General features: G+C 41.0%; 14 protein-coding genes and 1 tRNA gene. 6 read left to right on the top strand and 9 right to left on the bottom strand.

The genetic code is table 11. The annotated features are described in order from the left end of the window. Window positions 1-4 precede the first annotated feature (4 nt). Complete coding sequence (locus ACPPVU_RS19460) at window positions 5-1,141, bottom strand: hypothetical protein (protein ID WP_426668338.1); 1,137 nt, start codon at window positions 1,139-1,141, stop codon at window positions 5-7. Between the two features lie 253 nt (window positions 1,142-1,394). On the opposite strand from ACPPVU_RS19460, the gene ACPPVU_RS19455 reads away from it, so the two are divergent. The 3 genes from ACPPVU_RS19455 to ACPPVU_RS19445 are packed head-to-tail and all read left to right on the top strand — an operon-like array spanning window position 1,395 to window position 4,028. Then, window positions 1,395-1,802, top strand: a complete 408-nt coding sequence (locus ACPPVU_RS19455) for an EVE domain-containing protein (RefSeq protein WP_426668337.1) — start codon at window positions 1,395-1,397, stop codon at window positions 1,800-1,802. Beyond that, window positions 1,802-2,950, top strand: a complete 1,149-nt coding sequence (locus ACPPVU_RS19450; RefSeq protein ID WP_426668335.1) for a carbohydrate-binding family 9-like protein — start codon at window positions 1,802-1,804, stop codon at window positions 2,948-2,950. Before ACPPVU_RS19455 ends, ACPPVU_RS19450 begins: the two co-directional genes overlap by 1 nt. Further along, window positions 2,943-4,028 carry a family 10 glycosylhydrolase gene (locus tag ACPPVU_RS19445; protein ID WP_426668334.1) on the top strand — a complete coding sequence of 362 codons (1,086 nt, stop codon included), beginning with the start codon at window positions 2,943-2,945 and terminating at the stop codon, window positions 4,026-4,028. Before ACPPVU_RS19450 ends, ACPPVU_RS19445 begins: the two co-directional genes overlap by 8 nt. On the opposite strand, the gene ACPPVU_RS19440 is transcribed toward ACPPVU_RS19445, so the two are convergent. From ACPPVU_RS19440 to ACPPVU_RS19430, 3 genes are all read right to left on the bottom strand, one after another. After that, window positions 4,025-4,549, bottom strand: coding sequence for an acyl-CoA thioesterase (locus ACPPVU_RS19440; protein ID WP_426668332.1), 525 nt, complete (start codon window positions 4,547-4,549; stop codon window positions 4,025-4,027). The two genes, ACPPVU_RS19445 and ACPPVU_RS19440, sit on opposite strands and share 4 nt — an antisense overlap. A 72-nt stretch (window positions 4,550-4,621) precedes the next feature. Continuing rightward, entirely contained in the window at window positions 4,622-5,884 is a 1,263-nt protein-coding gene (locus tag ACPPVU_RS19435) for a DUF5103 domain-containing protein (protein WP_426668331.1), read from the bottom strand. Between the two features lie 87 nt (window positions 5,885-5,971). Further along, window positions 5,972-7,897, bottom strand: coding sequence for an ABC-F family ATP-binding cassette domain-containing protein (locus tag ACPPVU_RS19430; RefSeq protein WP_426668329.1), 1,926 nt, complete (start codon window positions 7,895-7,897; stop codon window positions 5,972-5,974). Window positions 7,898-8,043: 146 nt separating this feature from the next. Here ACPPVU_RS19430 and ACPPVU_RS19425 point away from each other — a divergent pair, with 146 nt between their 5' ends. Continuing rightward, window positions 8,044-9,081 carry a quinone-dependent dihydroorotate dehydrogenase gene (locus ACPPVU_RS19425; RefSeq protein ID WP_426668328.1) on the top strand — a complete coding sequence of 346 codons (1,038 nt, stop codon included), beginning with the start codon at window positions 8,044-8,046 and terminating at the stop codon, window positions 9,079-9,081. Window positions 9,082-9,127: 46 nt separating this feature from the next. Here ACPPVU_RS19425 and ACPPVU_RS19420 read toward each other — a convergent pair whose 3' ends face one another. The 3 genes from ACPPVU_RS19420 to ACPPVU_RS19410 form a co-directional block, all read right to left on the bottom strand. Continuing rightward, window positions 9,128-9,301, bottom strand: coding sequence for a spore protein (locus tag ACPPVU_RS19420; protein ID WP_426668326.1), 174 nt, complete (start codon window positions 9,299-9,301; stop codon window positions 9,128-9,130). A gap of 30 nt (window positions 9,302-9,331) precedes the next feature. Further along, window positions 9,332-9,402 (bottom strand) — tRNA-Cys (locus tag ACPPVU_RS19415). Window positions 9,403-9,457: 55 nt separating this feature from the next. Then, a complete protein-coding gene (locus ACPPVU_RS19410; RefSeq protein WP_426668324.1) occupies window positions 9,458-10,198 on the bottom strand; it encodes a TrmH family RNA methyltransferase in 741 nt (246 codons plus the stop codon). Between ACPPVU_RS19410 and ACPPVU_RS19405 the strand changes: the two genes are divergently transcribed. Beyond that, on the top strand, window positions 10,189-12,546 hold the full coding sequence (locus tag ACPPVU_RS19405) for a BamA/TamA family outer membrane protein (protein WP_426668322.1): 2,358 nt from the start codon (window positions 10,189-10,191) through the stop codon (window positions 12,544-12,546). The genes ACPPVU_RS19410 and ACPPVU_RS19405 overlap by 10 nt on opposite strands. 314 nt (window positions 12,547-12,860) lie before the next feature. Here the strand turns inward: ACPPVU_RS19405 and ACPPVU_RS19400 are convergent, their stop codons facing one another. Further along, window positions 12,861-13,397 (bottom strand): hypothetical protein, encoded by a 537-nt coding sequence (locus tag ACPPVU_RS19400; RefSeq protein ID WP_426668320.1) that lies wholly within the window; start codon window positions 13,395-13,397, stop codon window positions 12,861-12,863. A gap of 48 nt (window positions 13,398-13,445) precedes the next feature. Then, window positions 13,446-14,078, bottom strand: coding sequence for a 4'-phosphopantetheinyl transferase family protein (locus ACPPVU_RS19395; protein WP_426668318.1), 633 nt, complete (start codon window positions 14,076-14,078; stop codon window positions 13,446-13,448). A 148-nt stretch (window positions 14,079-14,226) separates the two neighbouring features. On the opposite strand from ACPPVU_RS19395, the gene ACPPVU_RS19390 reads away from it, so the two are divergent. After that, window positions 14,227-18,189 (top strand): Pls/PosA family non-ribosomal peptide synthetase, encoded by a 3,963-nt coding sequence (locus ACPPVU_RS19390; RefSeq protein WP_426668317.1) that lies wholly within the window; start codon window positions 14,227-14,229, stop codon window positions 18,187-18,189. Window positions 18,190-18,223: the final 34 nt, after the last annotated feature.

The following is an 18,223-nucleotide window of genomic DNA, read 5'->3' as shown; positions in this document are numbered from 1 at the left end:
TAACCTAGTTATTCTTCAGGCCCAACTTGTGATTAGTGTAATCAACCATGTATTCATTGTTTAAAAAGAACTCAAGGCTTATGACGGAAAAGTTGGATTGAGATACCCGAGGATTCTCAACATAAGTAATGTTTTCGGTAGCACTCGTAGTATATGTATAGCTAAATCCCTGCGTACTAGAGAGTGATACATTGGTGTTGTTCGGCAAGAGTAATGTGGTATCAGCTGCGGATGTGTCTTCGAGATAACTATAAGGTTCGGTACCTGTATCAAATATTGCATCAGTAGCAACCGTCTTATTGTTATAAGTCAATGATACTGGAATAACAGGTGCATAACCATCGCCTGGCCGATAGGTTAATTGATGCATTATAAAACCGCTTGCTGATGAAAGATCAGACGCAGTTAAACCTAATGTAACTACGCCAGGCACATAAGTGCCCTCATACGAAAAATTGTTCGTGCCCAGGGCTGCCATCTTAAATCCTTTAGTGAGGCCTGTTCCGGGATCGAAATAACTAAAAGGACTTGTAATATAGGCATTATTGGGGAAAGTAACATCGTATTCGGGGGACACGCCTAATACGTCAAAGTCATGATGTGTAGTAAATACCTTGCCGTTACCATCTACTGCTTTGTAATACAAAAAGAATGGCAGGCGCTTTATAACGATATTGCCATTATCATCGCCTATGGTCACATTGGCATAGGCCAGGTTACCATAAACCTTGTCTGTGGTATTCGCATCATCACCATATTCAATTGTTGATTTTTGATTATAAATAGTGATCCCGTTCACAACGGTTGAGTCCTGCGTAAAATTAAAACCTGTACTGGTGATCATAGATGAAGGCAAAATACCGTCGGCGTCAATTACAAAACCGCCAGAGCCTGTATCAAACACCAGGTAGTAATCAGAATTGGTAACATCAAGTGTTCCTATTTTCGATACATAGGTATACGCTAATTTATAAATGGAATCAGTAGCCTCATATAACCCAAATTTTGTAGGAGTAGCATTAGTAATTACAGGAGTAGGTTTCACCTGGTTATTATTATCCTTTTTACAGGAAGCTGTAGCAAGAACGATAACTGAAACAGAAACAAATAATAGTCTTTTTAGAGGGTAGGTTTTTCTCATATATAAGGGGATAATATGTTTTACAGTAACTTGTTTTTATCGGTTTTATTATGTGATAAGTCTATTTGTGAGTTTAAACATTAAAGCAGGTCATTCAAATATACACCAAAAAGCAAAATCACAAGTGTAACAAGTCTTTTACCGGTAGCCGGCTAAAGCCGTAGCCTTCGGGTAATTATTCCGATTTTAACATCATGTTCATTTCTGTTTCTCCGGGCTTTTTCACATTTTTACTGAAGTAAAATCAACTATCATGAACTATTGGCTCATCAAATCGGAACCTCATAAGTACAGCTGGGAACAATTCAATAAGGATGGCCGCACCATGTGGGACGGCGTGCGCAATTTTGCTGCCCGTAATAACCTGCGAGCGATGAAAGAGGGCGACCTGGCTTTTTTTTACCACAGCAACGAGGGTAAAGATATAGTCGGGATTGCTAAGGTTATTAAAGAGTCATACCAGGATCCAACCACAACTGATCCAAATTGGCTGGTAGTCGAATTTGCTCCTTTTGAATCTCTAAAAAAATCAGTAACACTTGAACAGATCAAGGCTGAACCGTCATTGAAGACTATGGAATTGGTGCGCCTGGGCCGTTTGTCTGTAAGCGCTGTGAAACCAGAAGAGTTTGATAAGGTATTGGAAATGGCTAATAGCTAATGGATAATAGTTCATGGTTTATAGCACGTGTTAATTACTTGAAGGGATTAGCATCGTTATCAGCAATTTTGCTTTATACAATTACCGTTAATGCACAATCATCCGCATTCAAGGGACTGGAAAACCTGTTTGAAACACCCGGGAACTATGTGGTTTATCACGTTGACCACCCACCTGTAATAGACGGTAACATCAATGAACTAGTTTGGCAGCAGGTCAACTGGACAAAGGAGTTTGTTGATATTGAAGGATCGGCAAAGCCTAAACCCACATACCCAACGAAGATCAAAATGCTTTGGGATGATAGCTGCCTTTACATTGCCGCTCAGCTAACCGAACCGAATGTGTGGGCCACCCTGAAGCATCACGATGATGTTATTTTTCATGATAATGATTTTGAATTTTTTATTGACCCGGCTAATACCGCCCAACCTTATTACGAAGTTGAGGTAAATCCATTGAATACGATTTTCGACCTGCTTTTAACTAAACCTTACCGGGATGGCGGTAGTCCATTAAGTAACTGGGATTTGAGGGCTTTAAGATCAGCAGTGAAGATACAAGGCACTTTGAATGATCCCTCTGATAAGGATGAAGGCTGGACGGTTGAAATGGCTATACCTTTTAAATCGCTTGTCTCAAATCTCCGGTCTGGCACACCACACGACGGTACAATGTGGCGGATCAATTTTTCCCGTGTTGAATGGGATACAAAAGTTGTCAATGGCAATTATGTTAAATTAAAAGATAGTTCAGGAAAAGCACTACCCGAACATAACTGGGTATGGTCGCCGCAAGGTGTTATTAATATGCATTATCCTGAAAGGTGGGGTTACCTGCAGTTTAGTAATAAAACTCCCAATTCTGTAACGTTTAATTTACCTTATGCTGAACTGCAGAAACAATATTTATGGCTAATTTACTATCGCCAAAAAAAGTGGTTTATTGGACACCATGAATATGCGTTAACGCTGCATGATCTGGGCATTGATGAACACGCCGGCATCGACAAAAAAGATAATATCTTAAAACTGGAAGCCACCCGGCACCAGTTTATGGCATGGATAACAGATAGTGAAACTAAAGCGACATGGGCCATTAACCAGGACGGACTTATACAGCGAATAAATAATCAACCTCATGAATAAACGCGAATTTTTAAAAGCAAGCATCGTAGCCGGATTAGCCACACAATTACCTATAAAAAGTGAAGCAGCAGCACATTTACCTTCCAGCAAAAAAAAGAAATGGAAGAATTGGGTTTGGACTAATCCTAATCAAAAAGATATGGATGATGAGCTTAAAACGCGTTATGCTGCATTTAAAGCCGCCGGTATCACCGGGATATTTTTTGAGGCTGATAGCGAAAGGCATTTCCGTGCAGCAAAAGCACAGGGTATTGAGACGCACCGCTGGATATGGACCTTTAACCGTGCCGAATTAGTTGGTACACACCCTGAATGGTACAGCAAAAACCGTAATGGAGAGTCATGTGCGAATCATCCGCCTTATGTTACTTACTACCGTTGGCTTTGTCCATCCAGGCCCGAAGTGCAACAATATTTGGAGCAACAGGTAAATGATATTCTGAATAAAGATTACGTAGATGGTATCCACCTTGATTATGTGCGTTATTGCGATGTGGTATTACCAGTAAATCTTTGGTCTAAATACAATATTGAGCAGACCAAAGAATTGCCCGAATATGATTTTTGCTATTGTGATGTTTGTCGGGCCAAATTTAAAAACGATTTTGGTATTGAGCTTTCTGATATTCAGTTTCCTGAAGCCAGCCTGTCATGGCGTTTGTTTCGATACAGAAATATTACCCGCGTGGTAAATAGTCTGTCTGACATAGCAAAGAACCATCATAAGGCCATTACTGCCGCGGTATTTCCAACGCCCGAGGTAGCCCGACGCAATGTGCGCCAGGATTGGACAAATTGGAGACTTGATGCTGTTTGCCCGATGATCTATCACGGATTTTATAAAGAAAAGGTAAGCTGGATAGGGGATGCGGTAGCCGAAGGTGTGCATTTTTTGGCTGGGTCATTTCCATTATATGCGGGTTTATACCTTTCTGATTTTAAGAGTGATGATGAAATACGCCAGGGGATTCAATACGCGTTAAAAAACGGGGCAGCAGGTGTATCACTTTTCGGTAACGTGAGTGAAGGTAATGTGCTGAATATCTTAAAAGAGGAAACCGGTAAGCTTAAAGCTTAATCTTTCTGCTCAGCGAAAAATAGAGCTTTCAGTTCTGTAGCATCATCGGGTTTCATTTTTCCACCCAATATCAGGCGCAGCTGGCGGCGGCGCAGTGCCCCGGCATATAGCATTTTATCTTCTTCAGTCTCCGGCTCAAGTGCAGGTACGGGTATGGTGCGACCGCTTTGGTCTACTGCTACAAAAGTATAATAAGCCTCGTTGCTCTTTAATTTGGTCCCTGAAGGGATGTTTTCAGCCCATACATCCAAACGCACTTCTACCGAAGTTGTAAACGCGCGGGTTACTTTAGCTTCGATGGTTACTACATCGCCCAGTTTGATAGAGTGTTTAAAGGAAACATTATCAACAGAAGCAGTCACCACAATACGGTTGCAATGTTTTTGTGCCGAAATTGCTGCTGCAATATCCATCCAATGCAGCAAACGCCCACCCATCAGGTTATTCAATGTATTGGTATCATTGGGCAATACCAGTTCATTCATTATAGTATGTGATTCCTTAGGGTTTTTGGCTTTCATGGCTGATCTTTTTGCAAAGATACGTTTTAAGGGGCTTTTTGAAGACGATTTAAGTGTCACGGCATGAACACTTTATTTTTTGCCGGTATTTAAAACCTGGTAACCCACCAACTCTGTCCATCTTGCTCCTGCGGGATGGTAGTAAACTAATATTTGATAGTTATTTTCAGTTTCGAAGTGTGAGCCTTCAAAATAAGTATTATCAGGTTTATCAGAACCATTAGGTACCCAAACGTAAGCATAGTCATACACGCCTTGCTTTAAAAGCAGTTGTGTGCCATAACGATTTCTTACTGCATCATATTGAAGCTTGCTGTTTTCGTCAATACGGAAATTGTTAAACTGACCCACAATATATGCCGAGCCATTGCCGCCTGGTTTAGTGCTGGCTAACGTAAAGTACATGTGCGCATAATCAGCATCAATAGCTGGGTTGCTGCCGTCCTGGTTACCTATGTAAAAGTTGCCGCCATTATCATAATAAAAGGTATAATTAGGCTGATCAAGGGTGGGGTCGGTCAACAGGATAACCGTATTGGCTGTATCACGATAAATATGTAAAATACGGTCCGAATTAAGCTTTAAACTCCTCGTATCAAAATGCCTGAACTCATTTAACCCTTGAAAATCATTTGTGCTCAAATCATTATAAACTAATGATGTTCCGTGTATATTGGATGGTTGGTTGCTCAGCTGCCCGGTCTCGCTGCGTGCATTTTGCATGATGAATGTACGGATATCATAACCAGGATTTTGTACCCTTAAAGCGCCGTAATTGATCTGAAAGTTGATCTTCTGATTGGTCTGCCTTAATGAATTATCTGATGAAGGAACCACTTCGGCCATAATGGAAACCTTTGAATCGACCACATAAAAACGCTGAACAAGCACTATTTTTGAAGGATCATTGTCCTCATATACTTTCAAAACATAATTTCCTGATAGCTTGGGTTTGATATTATCATTAGGAAATTTGATATCGTAATGCGTGTATTTTTGCAGTGTTGTTGATGAATAATTATAATCACGTATCTGATCTTCAGTGAAATTTTGCAGATATTCTACTGGTGAAAGATTGGATGAATTCCAGGAATCATCGCAATGTTCAATAGTGTAATAATAGTTGCGGCTGCCACTACTCAGATCATCAAAATCCAATTTCAACTGCTCGCCCGAATTAAGGCGAATGAGCGGAAAAGAAGGGTTCTTCTTAGTGTTATAAAATTCTACACTTTTAATCTCAGGACGAAAAACCTGGTTATTGTAAGCTGATTGGGCAAATGAGATTGAAGCGGTAAGTAAAATAATAGAGACAGAAAGTATCCTTTTTATCATTTTATACATTGTGTAAAGGTTTATTAACACCTGAACGGCATGGCTGTTCATTTAGTATCTCACTACCGCTAATCTTTAACTACTGGCTTACGCCTCTAACTCCAGGATATGTTCAGCTAAGGCTTCCCATTTTGTCTGCACCTCTTTTAGCTCCAATTTCTTCAGCTGATAAGTTTCAGTTACATCCTGGGCTTTTTGGGCATCAGTATATAATTTATCATCGGCCAATTGCACTTCAAGCTGTTTTACTGTTTTTTCAAGGTCGCCTATCTGCTCTTCCATCCTGGTCAGATCCTGATTCAATTTTTTAAGCTGTTTCGACTTTTCATCGTTAGGTTGTTGCTTAACCGCAACAGGCTCTTTCTTCTCTTCTTTTTTAGGTTGAGGAGCAGGGGCGGGAGTTTTAGGTTCCAGCTTGCGTTTGCTGTTCCATACATCAAACTCTGCATAAGTACCCGGGTATTGTTTTATTTGCTGATCTTCAATGAACCAGATCTTATTTGCAATATTATCAAGGAAATAACGGTCGTGCGATACTACGATGAATGTGCCTTCAAATTGTTGTAATGCCTGTATCAATATGTTTACTGATGCTATATCCAGGTGATTGGTAGGCTCATCCAGTACAAGGAAGTTGGCATCGGCAGTTAGCGCTTTAGCTAAAGCAACGCGCGATTTTTCACCTCCGGATAATACTTTGACCTTTTTAAATACATCATCGCCTGTAAATAGAAACGAACCCAATATTGTGCGCAGCTCTGTTTCTGTATGTTTCGGTGCAAATGACTGGAGTTCCTGTAAGGCAGTATTTTCAAGATGCAGGGCTTCTAACTGGTGCTGTGCAAAAAACGTTTGTGATACGTTATGGCCGGTTTCAGATTTACCTGCGAAATCTTTATCAGCTCCGGCAATGATACGCAACAGGGTAGATTTACCTTTACCGTTAGCACCTATCAGAGCAATTTTATCGCCTTTTTCAATAACTGCTTCAGCGCCCGTCAAAATATCAATAGAGGGATATTTTTTGGTGATATGATCAAGCGTCACTACATGGCGACCTGATTGTTTTGAAAAACGAAAACTGAAATTTACTGACGGATTATCATCATCCACGTCGTCCACGCGATCCATTTTATCGAGCATTTTAATACGCGATTGGGCCATTTTCGCTTTTGAGGCTTTGGCCCTGAAACGCTCTATCAAACGTTCTTCCTGCTTAATTTTTGATTGCTGGTTTTTAAACTCACCACGCTGTATTTCTTCGCGCAACGCTTTTTCTTCTAAATAGAAAGAATAATTGCCTGCATAAACAGTCAATTTGCCTTTACGTGATTCCACTGTACGGTTGATCACCTTATCTAAAAACCACCTGTCGTGTGATACGATAACTATTGCACCTTCAAATGCCTTTAAATAATCTTCCAGCCATACAATGGATGGTAAGTCAAGGTGGTTGGTTGGCTCATCCAGTAATAATATATCTGGCGCCTGTAATAATATTTTAGCAAGCATCACCCTCATACGCCATCCACCGGAGAATTCACTCAGTTTGCGGTGTGTATCTGGTTCACTGAAACCTAAACCGGCTAATATTTCGTGTGCCTTATACTCAATATTATAACCGTCCAGTACTTCAAACTCGTGTTGTTTATCGCTGAGTTTGTGCAGCAGATCTTCAGTGTATTCTGTTTCAAGTTTTTGTAACAGTACTTCTATCTCATCATGCAATTGATTCTGACGCTCAAAAGCCTCCATCGCTACATGCAATATGTTTTTATCAGAAGAGTAGGATAGCAGATCCTGGTTAAGATAACCCATGGTAAGGTCCTTAGCCATGGATATAGTGCCCGAAGTTGGTTTATAGTCGCCAACTATAATTTTAAGCAGTGTGGTTTTGCCTGTACCATTGGCCCCGATAAGGCCTATTTTTTCACCGGGTTTAATATGCCAGTTGGCCTCATCATACAATGCCCGCGCACCGATCTCGAACGTAAGATTATTAATAGCTATCATTTGCGCGCAAAGATACTTTTTTAAGCTGAAAGCTTAAAGACCAAAGCCGAAAGCTTTTTGGTTTCAATGTAATAATATACTATATGAGCTTTCAGCTTTGCGCTTTCTCCTTTGAGCTTATTCATTCAAACTGTTAACTTCGCGGCATGTATCAGTTAATAAAGCCACTGTTGTTTCTGTTTGATCCTGAAAAGATGCATTACTTTGTTACACGTAACCTGAAACGTTTTAATCGTTTTCCGGGCGGTGCGGCATTCAGCAGGATGTTATGGAATATAGAGGATGAAGAGCTTGAAAGAGAAGTATTCGGATTGAAATTTAAAAACCCGGTAGGGCTTGCAGCAGGATTTGATAAAAATGCCGAACTGATCGTCGAAATGGGTAACCTTGGTTTTGGTTTTGTGGAGGTTGGTACAGTAACACCCTTGCCGCAGCCCGGCAATTTAAAACCAAGAATGTTTCGCCTTCCGGCGGATAAAGCGCTCATCAACCGTATGGGTTTTAATAACCTGGGAATGGATGTGGCTGCTGAAAGGATAGCCGCTTATCGGCGTAATTCAAAAGCCCAAAAAGGACTGATGATAGGCGGCAATATCGGTAAGAATAAGGTGACTGATAATGAAGATGCCGTTAAAGATTATATTAAATGTTTTGACAGATTGTTTGATGTGGTGGATTATTTTGTAGTGAATGTAAGCTCCCCCAATACGCCCGGACTACGCGCATTGCAGGAAAAAGAGCCTTTAACTAAGATATTGAACACCTTACAACAGCGTAACGCTAAGAACGGTATAAGCAGGCCTATTTTATTGAAGATAGCGCCGGATCTTACTAATGAGCAATTGGATGATATCGTGGATATTGTAAAGGAAACAGGTATTGCTGGTGTTATAGCTACCAATACAACCATTATACGCGATGGGCTAAAATCAGAGAAATTGAGCGGCGAAGCAGGTGGACTAAGTGGTAAGCCTTTAACTAAGAGATCTACAGAAGTGGTACGGTACTTGTCGCAAAAGTCAAATGGCGCATTTCCGATAATAGGCGTGGGTGGAATTCATTCGCCTGAAGATGCTATGGAGAAATTGAAAGCCGGGGCATCGCTTATCCAACTTTATACCGGTTTTATTTATGAAGGTCCCGGCCTGGTAAAAAGAATCAATAAAAAAATCCTGTCGGCATAAACCAACAGGATTTATAGTTCTTGAAAATTCGAACCCCCTGGGCGAATTATTTTCCTAAAGCCTTATCTAAAGCTGCATTGTTTTTAGCGATCTGGCTGTTTTTTGGTTCAGCAGAACGGCTTCCCTGTTCGATGTTGGTAGCAAGCTTAAGAGCCTGTACTTCTAAACGGGATACAGTTTTATTTTTTCTGTCTTTTCTTTTTAAACGAGTAACGCCCATGGTGTTGTAATTTTAATTTTTTAAACCTTGAGGTCGGGAGCGGATTCGAACCGCTGTAAAAGGTTTTGCAGACCTCTGCCTAGCCACTCGGCCACCCGACCCTTTTTAAGGAGTGCAAAAATAGTAAATTATTTATTGCATGCCAAGTTTATTATTTCATTTTCTGGTTATTTCTGAACAGAAAAGTGCAGTAGCTATAGCCACATTTAATGATTCGGCCCCGCCAATGCGTGGTATAGTGACTGCTTTATTTACCAATTTTTGTATTTCGGGGCGCATGCCATTGCCTTCATTCCCCATTACTACGAGTCCATCGCTGCCAAAGTTGGTATTATAAATATCTTCACCATCAAGCAATGCGCCAAATATAGGCAGTTTTATTTGGCCCAAAAGTCCAATGAGCGATGTATAATGTACTTTTACTCTTGACAAGGAGCCCATACAGGCTTGCACTACTTTTGGATTATATACATCTACCGTATCATCCGAACAGATAATGTTTTCGATACCAAACCAATCGGCAATACGAATTATCGTACCCAAATTACCCGGATCTTGTATGCCATCAAGCACTAATGAGAATTTTCCTTTTAGCTGTTCGTGCTTAAGAACAGGCCATTGAGGTATCTTTAACAATACTATTACTTCCTGCGGAGTTTTTAAGCTGCTGATCTTCTCCAGGTCTGTAACAGAAATTTCACATAAGTTTATTTTTTGGGATAATTTCAGCACTTTTGGGCTGAATGCGTTGGTATGGTAAACAGCCTCTATCTGGTATGCAGAATTAATGAATTCGGCTATTGATTTATGGCCTTCAACCAGGAAAAGCCCGTGTTCGCGGCGAAACTTTTTATGTTGTAATGACTTTAGTAAATTGATCTGAGATTTTGAAAGCATATATAAAACCTAAAGGTTATCGCCTTACAATATTAAGTATTTTACTCATCTTTCTGGTCACCGGCTGCAGCTTAACCCATAGGCTTAAACCCAACCAGGCGCTTGTAAGGAAGATAACTATAAAAGGTGTTGATAAGGAATTTTCAGAAGCTGCTGTAAATTACGTTGATAAAGAACAGCAACCCAATAACTGGCTTAACCTGAAGTTTTATTATTGGTTCAGTAAAAATGGGAAAAGAGATATAGGTGAAGCTCCTAATTTGCTGGATAGCTCCCTTGTAGAATTTTCAAGATTACAGATCCAAAAGTTTTTGCAGAACAAAGGATACCTGAAAGCCAAGGTAGCGGATAGTATCAGCGTAAAAAAGAAAAAAGCAGAACTGATATTTACTGCAACAGAAGGGCCAATGTTTAGGGTGCGGAATTTTACTGATAGCATAGCCGATAAAAAAATGCAGGGCTTATATCGGGCTAATAGAGCAAAGCTTTCACATATAAGGATTGGTGGACGTTTTGATACCGATAGTCTTGCTGCTCAAAGGGACGAAGTATTCATGCTGATGAAACGCAATGGTTATTTCGACTTTTTCAGGCAGTACATCACTTTTAATTCGGATACTACTTATAATAAGGGAATTGCAGATGTCAATATGATCATTGATAACCCGTTAGGTAAATCATCCCATCCAATTTATAAGATCAACAATACGCTGATCACCATTTCAAGCAGCAATGGCCGTACGCCGGGAAAGCCTGATACGTTGCAGGTCGATTCACAATTCAGGTTTGTGGATTACTCCAAAAAATTTGGCCCCAGGATCGTTACTATCTATATTTTCCAAAAGAAGGGAGATTTGTATAATATTGACAAACAGTCATTGACAACCAGTCGCCTGTCTGAACTTAATGTGTTTAGAAATGTGCCGAATCCCACCTACGAGAAATTACCGGATAGTACGAATCGCCTAAATAGCAAGATTGATATTGTGCCGTTAAAGCAAATGTCAGACAGGGTAGAGGGCGAGTTCCTGTTTAATGCAGGGCGTTACGGGTTTAACGTTGGCAATACATTCACAGATAGAAACTTATTCAAAACAGCGGCTATATTCCAGCTTAAATTTAACTACAGCACGCTGTTCGATAGCGGTTCTTCTATAGGCGGTCATATTGAAAACCAGGAGTTTAAACTTGGCGCTACTGTTACCTATCCGCAAATATTGTCTCCTTTTAATTTGCCCATATTAGGTAAATACGGTGTGCCCCATACCACTTTTTCAAGTAATTACTCCCTGTTTTTTCAAAAAGGTTTGGTTGAACGCGAGGGGATTTCCAATTCTATTACCTATGATTTTACCGAAACACCCGATAAGGTACATACTTTAACACCAATAAATATTGAATTTTCAAAAGGTACTATTGATCCGGTTGCAAAGGAGCAGTTATTGAAAGAGAATTTCTATTCATATGTTTACTTGATAGGCCGTACAGTATTTACATTTGGGAGCCAGTATAGTTATCAGCTAAATGCCAATAAATTAAATTCATATAAGAATTTTTTATACTTCAAAGGGGCGTTAGACGTAGGCGGCAATACCCTTTCACTGTTGAGTAATATATTTAATACCCCCAGAGATACATCCGGAGCACGCACAATTTTTGGTTATACTTTTGCACAATATACCAAGGCTGAGATTGATCTGCGATTTTACAAAAGCCTCGGAGGTGAACAGCAATTGGTTTTCCGTCTTAATCCCGGAATTGGGATTCCATACGGGAATAGTACACAACTGGTATTTGAAAAGAACTTTTATACAGGCGGGGCAAACGATATCCGCGCATGGTTACCACGCACTCTTGGTCCGGGTAATTTTAACAGGGCAAGTTATGGTGTAGGACCGACGGCAGACACTACCAGGCTTCGCTTAAAATATCTTGATCAATATGGTGAAATAAAGTTTGTAGCCAATGCTGAATACAGGTACAAACTCGCTGATAATTTTTTCGGATCAAAGTTAAAAGGTGCATTCTTTATTGATGCCGGTAACGTATGGCGATTACATAACGACCCTGAAACCCCGGGCGGCCAATTTAAATTCAATAACTTTTTTCAGTCGACAGCTATAGGTATAGGAACAGGTTTGCGCTTCGACCTCGGCTTTTTCATTTTCAGGTTTGATGCCGCGCTCAAGTTTAAAGATCCTGAGTTTACCGGAGCAGATCAATGGGTGTTGATTAAACACTTTGACGAATTATTCCATTCGGGGGAATTTAAAAAGGAGTACCAGCAAACTAACACTGATAACTTTAATTTTCTACAACTCAACTTCGGTATAGGACTGCCATTTTAGCCCAACCCAACCCTCCCCAGAAGGGAGGGCATTGTATAAGTCTCTCCGCCGGCAATGTTCTTAAATTAAGATCTCTTTCTTTTTTTGCCCTCCCTTTTGCAAGCAAAATGGAGGGCCGACCAGCGTAGCGTAGTCGGGGTGGGTAGATGTCGCCAATGCATTAGCGTCAATGCTGCTTGCATATTTTACCCACCCGGTCTTTGCTTTGCTCGACCACCCTCCCTTTTGCAAGCAAAAAGGAGGGATTTTAGATTCATTTTACTTTTATTGCTTAACTTAATGACATTGCCCTACCGGTGGAGATTTAGAGGGGGCTACTTAAAGATTCCCTTCAATCCATCAATAATACTCTCAAAAAATGTTGGAATGCTTAAACCCGCATGGTGGTTAAAATACAGGAAGATAATAAAGATGATGATCGCAATGATGACAAATTTTTTGAACAAATAACTCAGCAACACCAATAGTACAGGAATCGCCAAAAGCACAATCCAACTAATATGGATAGGCGTTAGTTTATCATCGGTTTTATAAACGTAGTATAGGATGGAATGCGTACCTGCTTCATTCACATGTTTTACATATAAGAAGCTTGATTTGTCGAGCTTATGCTGGTAAAAAGCAGTGCCCCTGTTAAATCTTAAAGATTCCTGGAAGCCATCGATAGTAAAAGCGAATATTCCGTTAACATTTTCAAGAACATTATTTGCAGTGTCAACAGCCACAATAGCGATTTCGTTTTTCGCAAATGGATTTTCCTTGACAACAAAGTGATTAATGGTGATAGCATCGGCAAAAGAAATATTTGCAGATAAGGTAAACAGGCTGATAATCAATAAGAACTTCTTCATAGGTTCAAGAACGCAATAACAAAGTTAGTGTTTTGCAAGTATACTCAATCATAAGTTTATATTGATCAACCTCATACTTGGTGAAATTTGAGTTGTCGCAATATGGCATTTATAATTTGGATCGATCTCTAATGATTGTATATGATAAATAATATCATCATAGACCACGCTTTCGTTTGAAACATCAACTGATGATAATGGCGTATGGAAGCCACTTCCTATGGCTTTTAAAACAGCTTCCTTGCGTGTCCAGAAATTATAAAAGCCATTAAACCGCTTCGGATAATGATCGATCTTATCCCATTCATTTTTGGTAAAATAGTTTAAATAATCATCCAGATCTATCTCTTTTATCTGTTCAATATCGATCCCAATTTGTCCGGTATCAGTTCCGCAACAGATCACCATATTTCCTGAATGAGCAATATTAAAATCAAATTCAGCATTAAAATATGGTCGATGATAAGTATTATATTTTAGATGGGACAAAGTGAAATCACTCTTAAACTTTTCTAATAAATGTATCAAAAGTAATTTTCCAGCTATGGACAATTGCCTGTCTATCCATTGCCTTTTGCGTAATGCCTGCTGCCGTAATTTTTCGGGGAGCAACGCCAGTTTATCGGCAAGTTCCTGTTCGCTCCATGGGTAGTTTATTTCGGTATAGCAGCAGATGACCATCAGTTTAATATTAGCACAGAAAGGTAATAAAAGATTTATATTTTGTTTTGCATAACAGCAATAAACAATCTTTAATATTGATGTATAAACCTTCCGCTATTCTTGTTGTCTATATCAATACCTTAACAAAGGAATAGGTACTGTTTTTATGAGTGAGCTAAGTATTGTAATTGGTGCCGATCGTCCGGATCTGATCAGAGAGGAGACCCTTGTAACTTTATTTTCCGCATCAGCGCAGCAATATGCGAATAAAACTGCACTTATTTTTCATGACCAGCAATTAACTTATGGCGAGCTCGACAGATGGAGTGATGTAATAGCCGCTTATCTCATAAAAAATGGCATTGGTTGCAAAAGTAATGTTGGCGTGTGGTGGCAGCGTGGGTTTGAATTACATGCAGCCATTCTGGGTATTATAAAAGCCGGTGCCGCTTATGTTCCTGTTGATCGGGAAATACCTGCCGAAAGGGTAGAGGTGATCATGGAAGAAGTAGGCGCTACCGCCTGCTTCAGTATGCAGCAGTTGAATGTGCAGTGCAAATTGCTGCAAGTGCCCCCCAGCCCCCTAAAGGGGGAGTTAAAAACTGCTTCTCCCCCTTTAGGGGGCGGGGGGGCTGGTCCTCAACCCAATGATTGCGCTTATGTATTATATACTTCGGGCAGTACAGGTAAACCTAAAGGAATCCCTATCAGCCATAAGCAGATTTGCCATTTGGTGAGGGCTGAGCAAACTGTATTTAATATTAAACCAGAGGATAAAGTATACCAGGGATTTTCCGTGTCATTTGATATGTGGTGCGAAGAAACCTGGATCAGTTATTTTGCCGGGGCAACGCTTTGGGTAGCAGATAATACAACATCAAAAGCCATTGATGAATTAGGCGACACACTAAAAAAAGAAAATATAACTATACTGCATGCGGTGCCAAGTTTGCTTGCTGTGATGGAAGATACGATACCGTCATTACGGTTGGTTAACGCAGGCGGCGAGGCGTGTACGCCACAGGTTTTAGCGAAATGGGCAAAAGAAGGTATTAAATTTTATAATAGCTATGGCCCGACGGAGACTACGGTTACTGCTACCATCGCTCAGCTAAATCCAGGTGATAACATCGTGATAGGACAGCCATTGCCTAATTATAACCTGGCTGTGGTAGATGACAAGTTAAATTTGTTGCCATTCGGCGAAGCAGGGGAGCTGGTTATTACCGGCCCGGGGGTATCAAACGGATACGTGAAATTGCCTCAGCTAACTTCGGAGAAATTTGTTCAAAAGCCCGCTTCACTTGCTGAGTTACCGGGCGATAGAGTCTATCGTACAGGTGATGCAGCTATCATTAATCGGGACGGATCCATAGATCTGCAAGGACGGTTTGACGATCAGATCAAGTTGCGTGGTTACCGGATTGAGTTGGGGGAGATTGAAGCCTGTTTGAACGGGATATCAGGCGTAAGGTCGGCAGCTGTTGCTGTGCGTAAGGATAGCACCGGGCAGGAACAACTGGTGGGTTATGTGGTAATGGAAGACCAGGTTTGTATTGAAGAAAATCTTTTCAGGCTTGAATTAGGTAAAACATTGCCATCTTACATGGTGCCTGGTACAATAGTTACCCTGCCCGAAATGCCCAGAATGCCCAGCGGGAAGATCAACCGTAAGACTTTGCCTATGCCTGAGTCTTTTACCATCGATCCAAATAGTGATGCACAGGAAGCACTTGATCTGGATGCCCCTGCACATGACAGGATAATGGCTGTGCTTCGCAAGACATTCCCGAACAAAACCATTGACCCCTCAATGGATTTTTTTGATGATTTGGGCGGACATTCCTTGCTGGCAGCTGGTTTTGTATCCCAGTTAAGGCGTGATGCAGGCTTACCGCATGTCTCGTTAAAGGATGTATATATCCACCGGCCCATCAGTACGTTGATCGATGCATGGGACAAAGAGCCGCAGGAAAAAAGCACAAGGGCAAGTAACTTTAAAAAAGTGCCTTTCTTTCGGCACATTGCATGTTGGCTGGCACAAACAGTGTCACTGCTGATTATTTACGGGCTTTTTGCGTTTCAGATATTTATCCCGTACCTGGGTTATTACTATGTGGACCAGGAGACGGGCGTAGTTCTTTATTCTATTATTACTTCACTGGTATTATTCTCATTTATCCCGCCTATTTTCACTGTGGTGTGTGTTGCAACCAAGTGGCTGGTTATCGGCAAAATGAAAGAGGGGGATTATCCGCTATGGGGATCATATTATTTCAGATGGTGGTTTGTAAAAACTATGCAGCGTTTGTTACCTGCGCAGTTTCTTAATGGTACGCCGCTTTATCCGTCATACCTGCGTATGCTGGGAATGAAAATTACCGAAGATGCGCAGATCAGTGATTTTAGCTTTGGTGCAGAGGACCTGATCTCTATTGGCAGCGATGCCAGTTTAAGTTCACAAACCAGTCTGAACAATGCTTTTGTAGAGGATGGAATATTAAAATTGCGCAGAATAACTATTGGAGACCATGCTTATATCGGCAGCAGTGCAATAATATCAGGTGGTACAACAATAGAAGATTGGGGTGAGTTGCAAGACCTGAGCCATTTGCAGCCGGGTGGGACTATTGCCGAGGGCGAGGTTTGGCAGGGTAGCCCGGCGCAATTAAAAGAGAAAAAAGATATTGCCGATCTGCCACAGCCGTTACCAGTATCTAAGGCCAGGCGCAGAAAATATAAAATGATCTTTATCCTGTTTATTTTGATCTTTCCATTCATCATTCTGCTACCGCTCTTGCCGACTATCATCACGATTAACAAACTGGATAATGCTGCTGATGATTATGATTTTACCTATCTGATAGGTGCGCCTGTTTTGGCCGTGATATATCTCGCGTTATTTGCTGCTGAAACTATTATTATTACCCGGCTTTTACAGCGGAAAGTAAAGCCTGGCAAATTCCCTATCTATAGCATGTTTTATGTGCGCAAATGGTTTGCTGATCAGCTATTATCATTAAACCTGATCGTAATGCACCCTATTTATGCTACTGTATTTGTTTCTAGATTTTTCAGGGCGTTGGGAGCGAAGGTAGGCAAGGATACGGAGATATCTACAGCCAGCAATGTAACTCACCCATTACTGGAAATTGGCAGCGGAGCTTTTGTGGCTGATGCGGTTACATTAGGCGAAGCCGACGTGCGTGGTCAGCAATTAATATTGGATAAAACGATCATTGATGGTTTTAGTTTTGTAGGTAATAGTGCACTGATACCACAAGGTTATCATTTGGAAGGTAATATGCTGATTGGTGTATTATCAACCCCACCTGATGCCCAACAAATGGCTGATAGCAACGCACGCGATTGGTTTGGTTCACCGGCTATTGCACTTCCGCGCAGGCAGGAAAGTAATCCGTTCCCGCCGGAGCTGACTATTCGCCCAAAACGCCGGCGTAAAGTGGCAAGAGCAACGGTTGAGTTTATACGTATCATACTGCCGGAAAGTGCTATCATCTGTTTTTCTATCCTGTTTATAGCCTATGGGCATGACTTGTTGGTTGAAAAACCACTATGGAAGATCATCCTGTATTTCCCATTCTACTACCTGTTCTTTATGGGCATCCCGGCGTTCTTACTAACTGCCTTATTGAAATGGACATTTATAGGCAAATACAGGCCACAGCAAAAACCCATGTGGACCTGGAAAGTATGGCGCAGCGAAGCCATCACTTCAACCTATGAGGCATTGTCTATCCCATTCCTTTTGGAATATATGCAGGGAACACCCTGGTTACCCTTGTTTATGCGGTTGTTGGGTGTAAAAACCGGTAGAAGAGTATGGATGAATACTACAGATATCACCGAATTTGATATGGTGACCATCTGCAATGATGTGGCCTTAAATGCCGATTGTGGTCCGCAGACACATTTGTTTGAAGACCGTGTAATGAAAGTTGGACCGGTGAAGATAGGGGCACGCAGCAGTATTGGTGCAGGAACTATTATCCTTTACGATAGTGAAATAGGCGATGACACCAAAATCGAAGCCCTCTCATTAGTAATGAAAGGTGAAAGGCTTGCTCCTGGAACGGATTGGACCGGCAGCCCGGTGAGGCCGTTATGAGTCTTTAGTCGAAAGTCCTGAGTCGATAGTTAAT

The sequence above is a fragment of the Mucilaginibacter sp. McL0603 genome (assembly GCF_049992945.1).
Classification (GTDB): domain Bacteria; phylum Bacteroidota; class Bacteroidia; order Sphingobacteriales; family Sphingobacteriaceae; genus Mucilaginibacter.
This window is presented reverse-complemented; position numbering and strand designations above follow the sequence as displayed.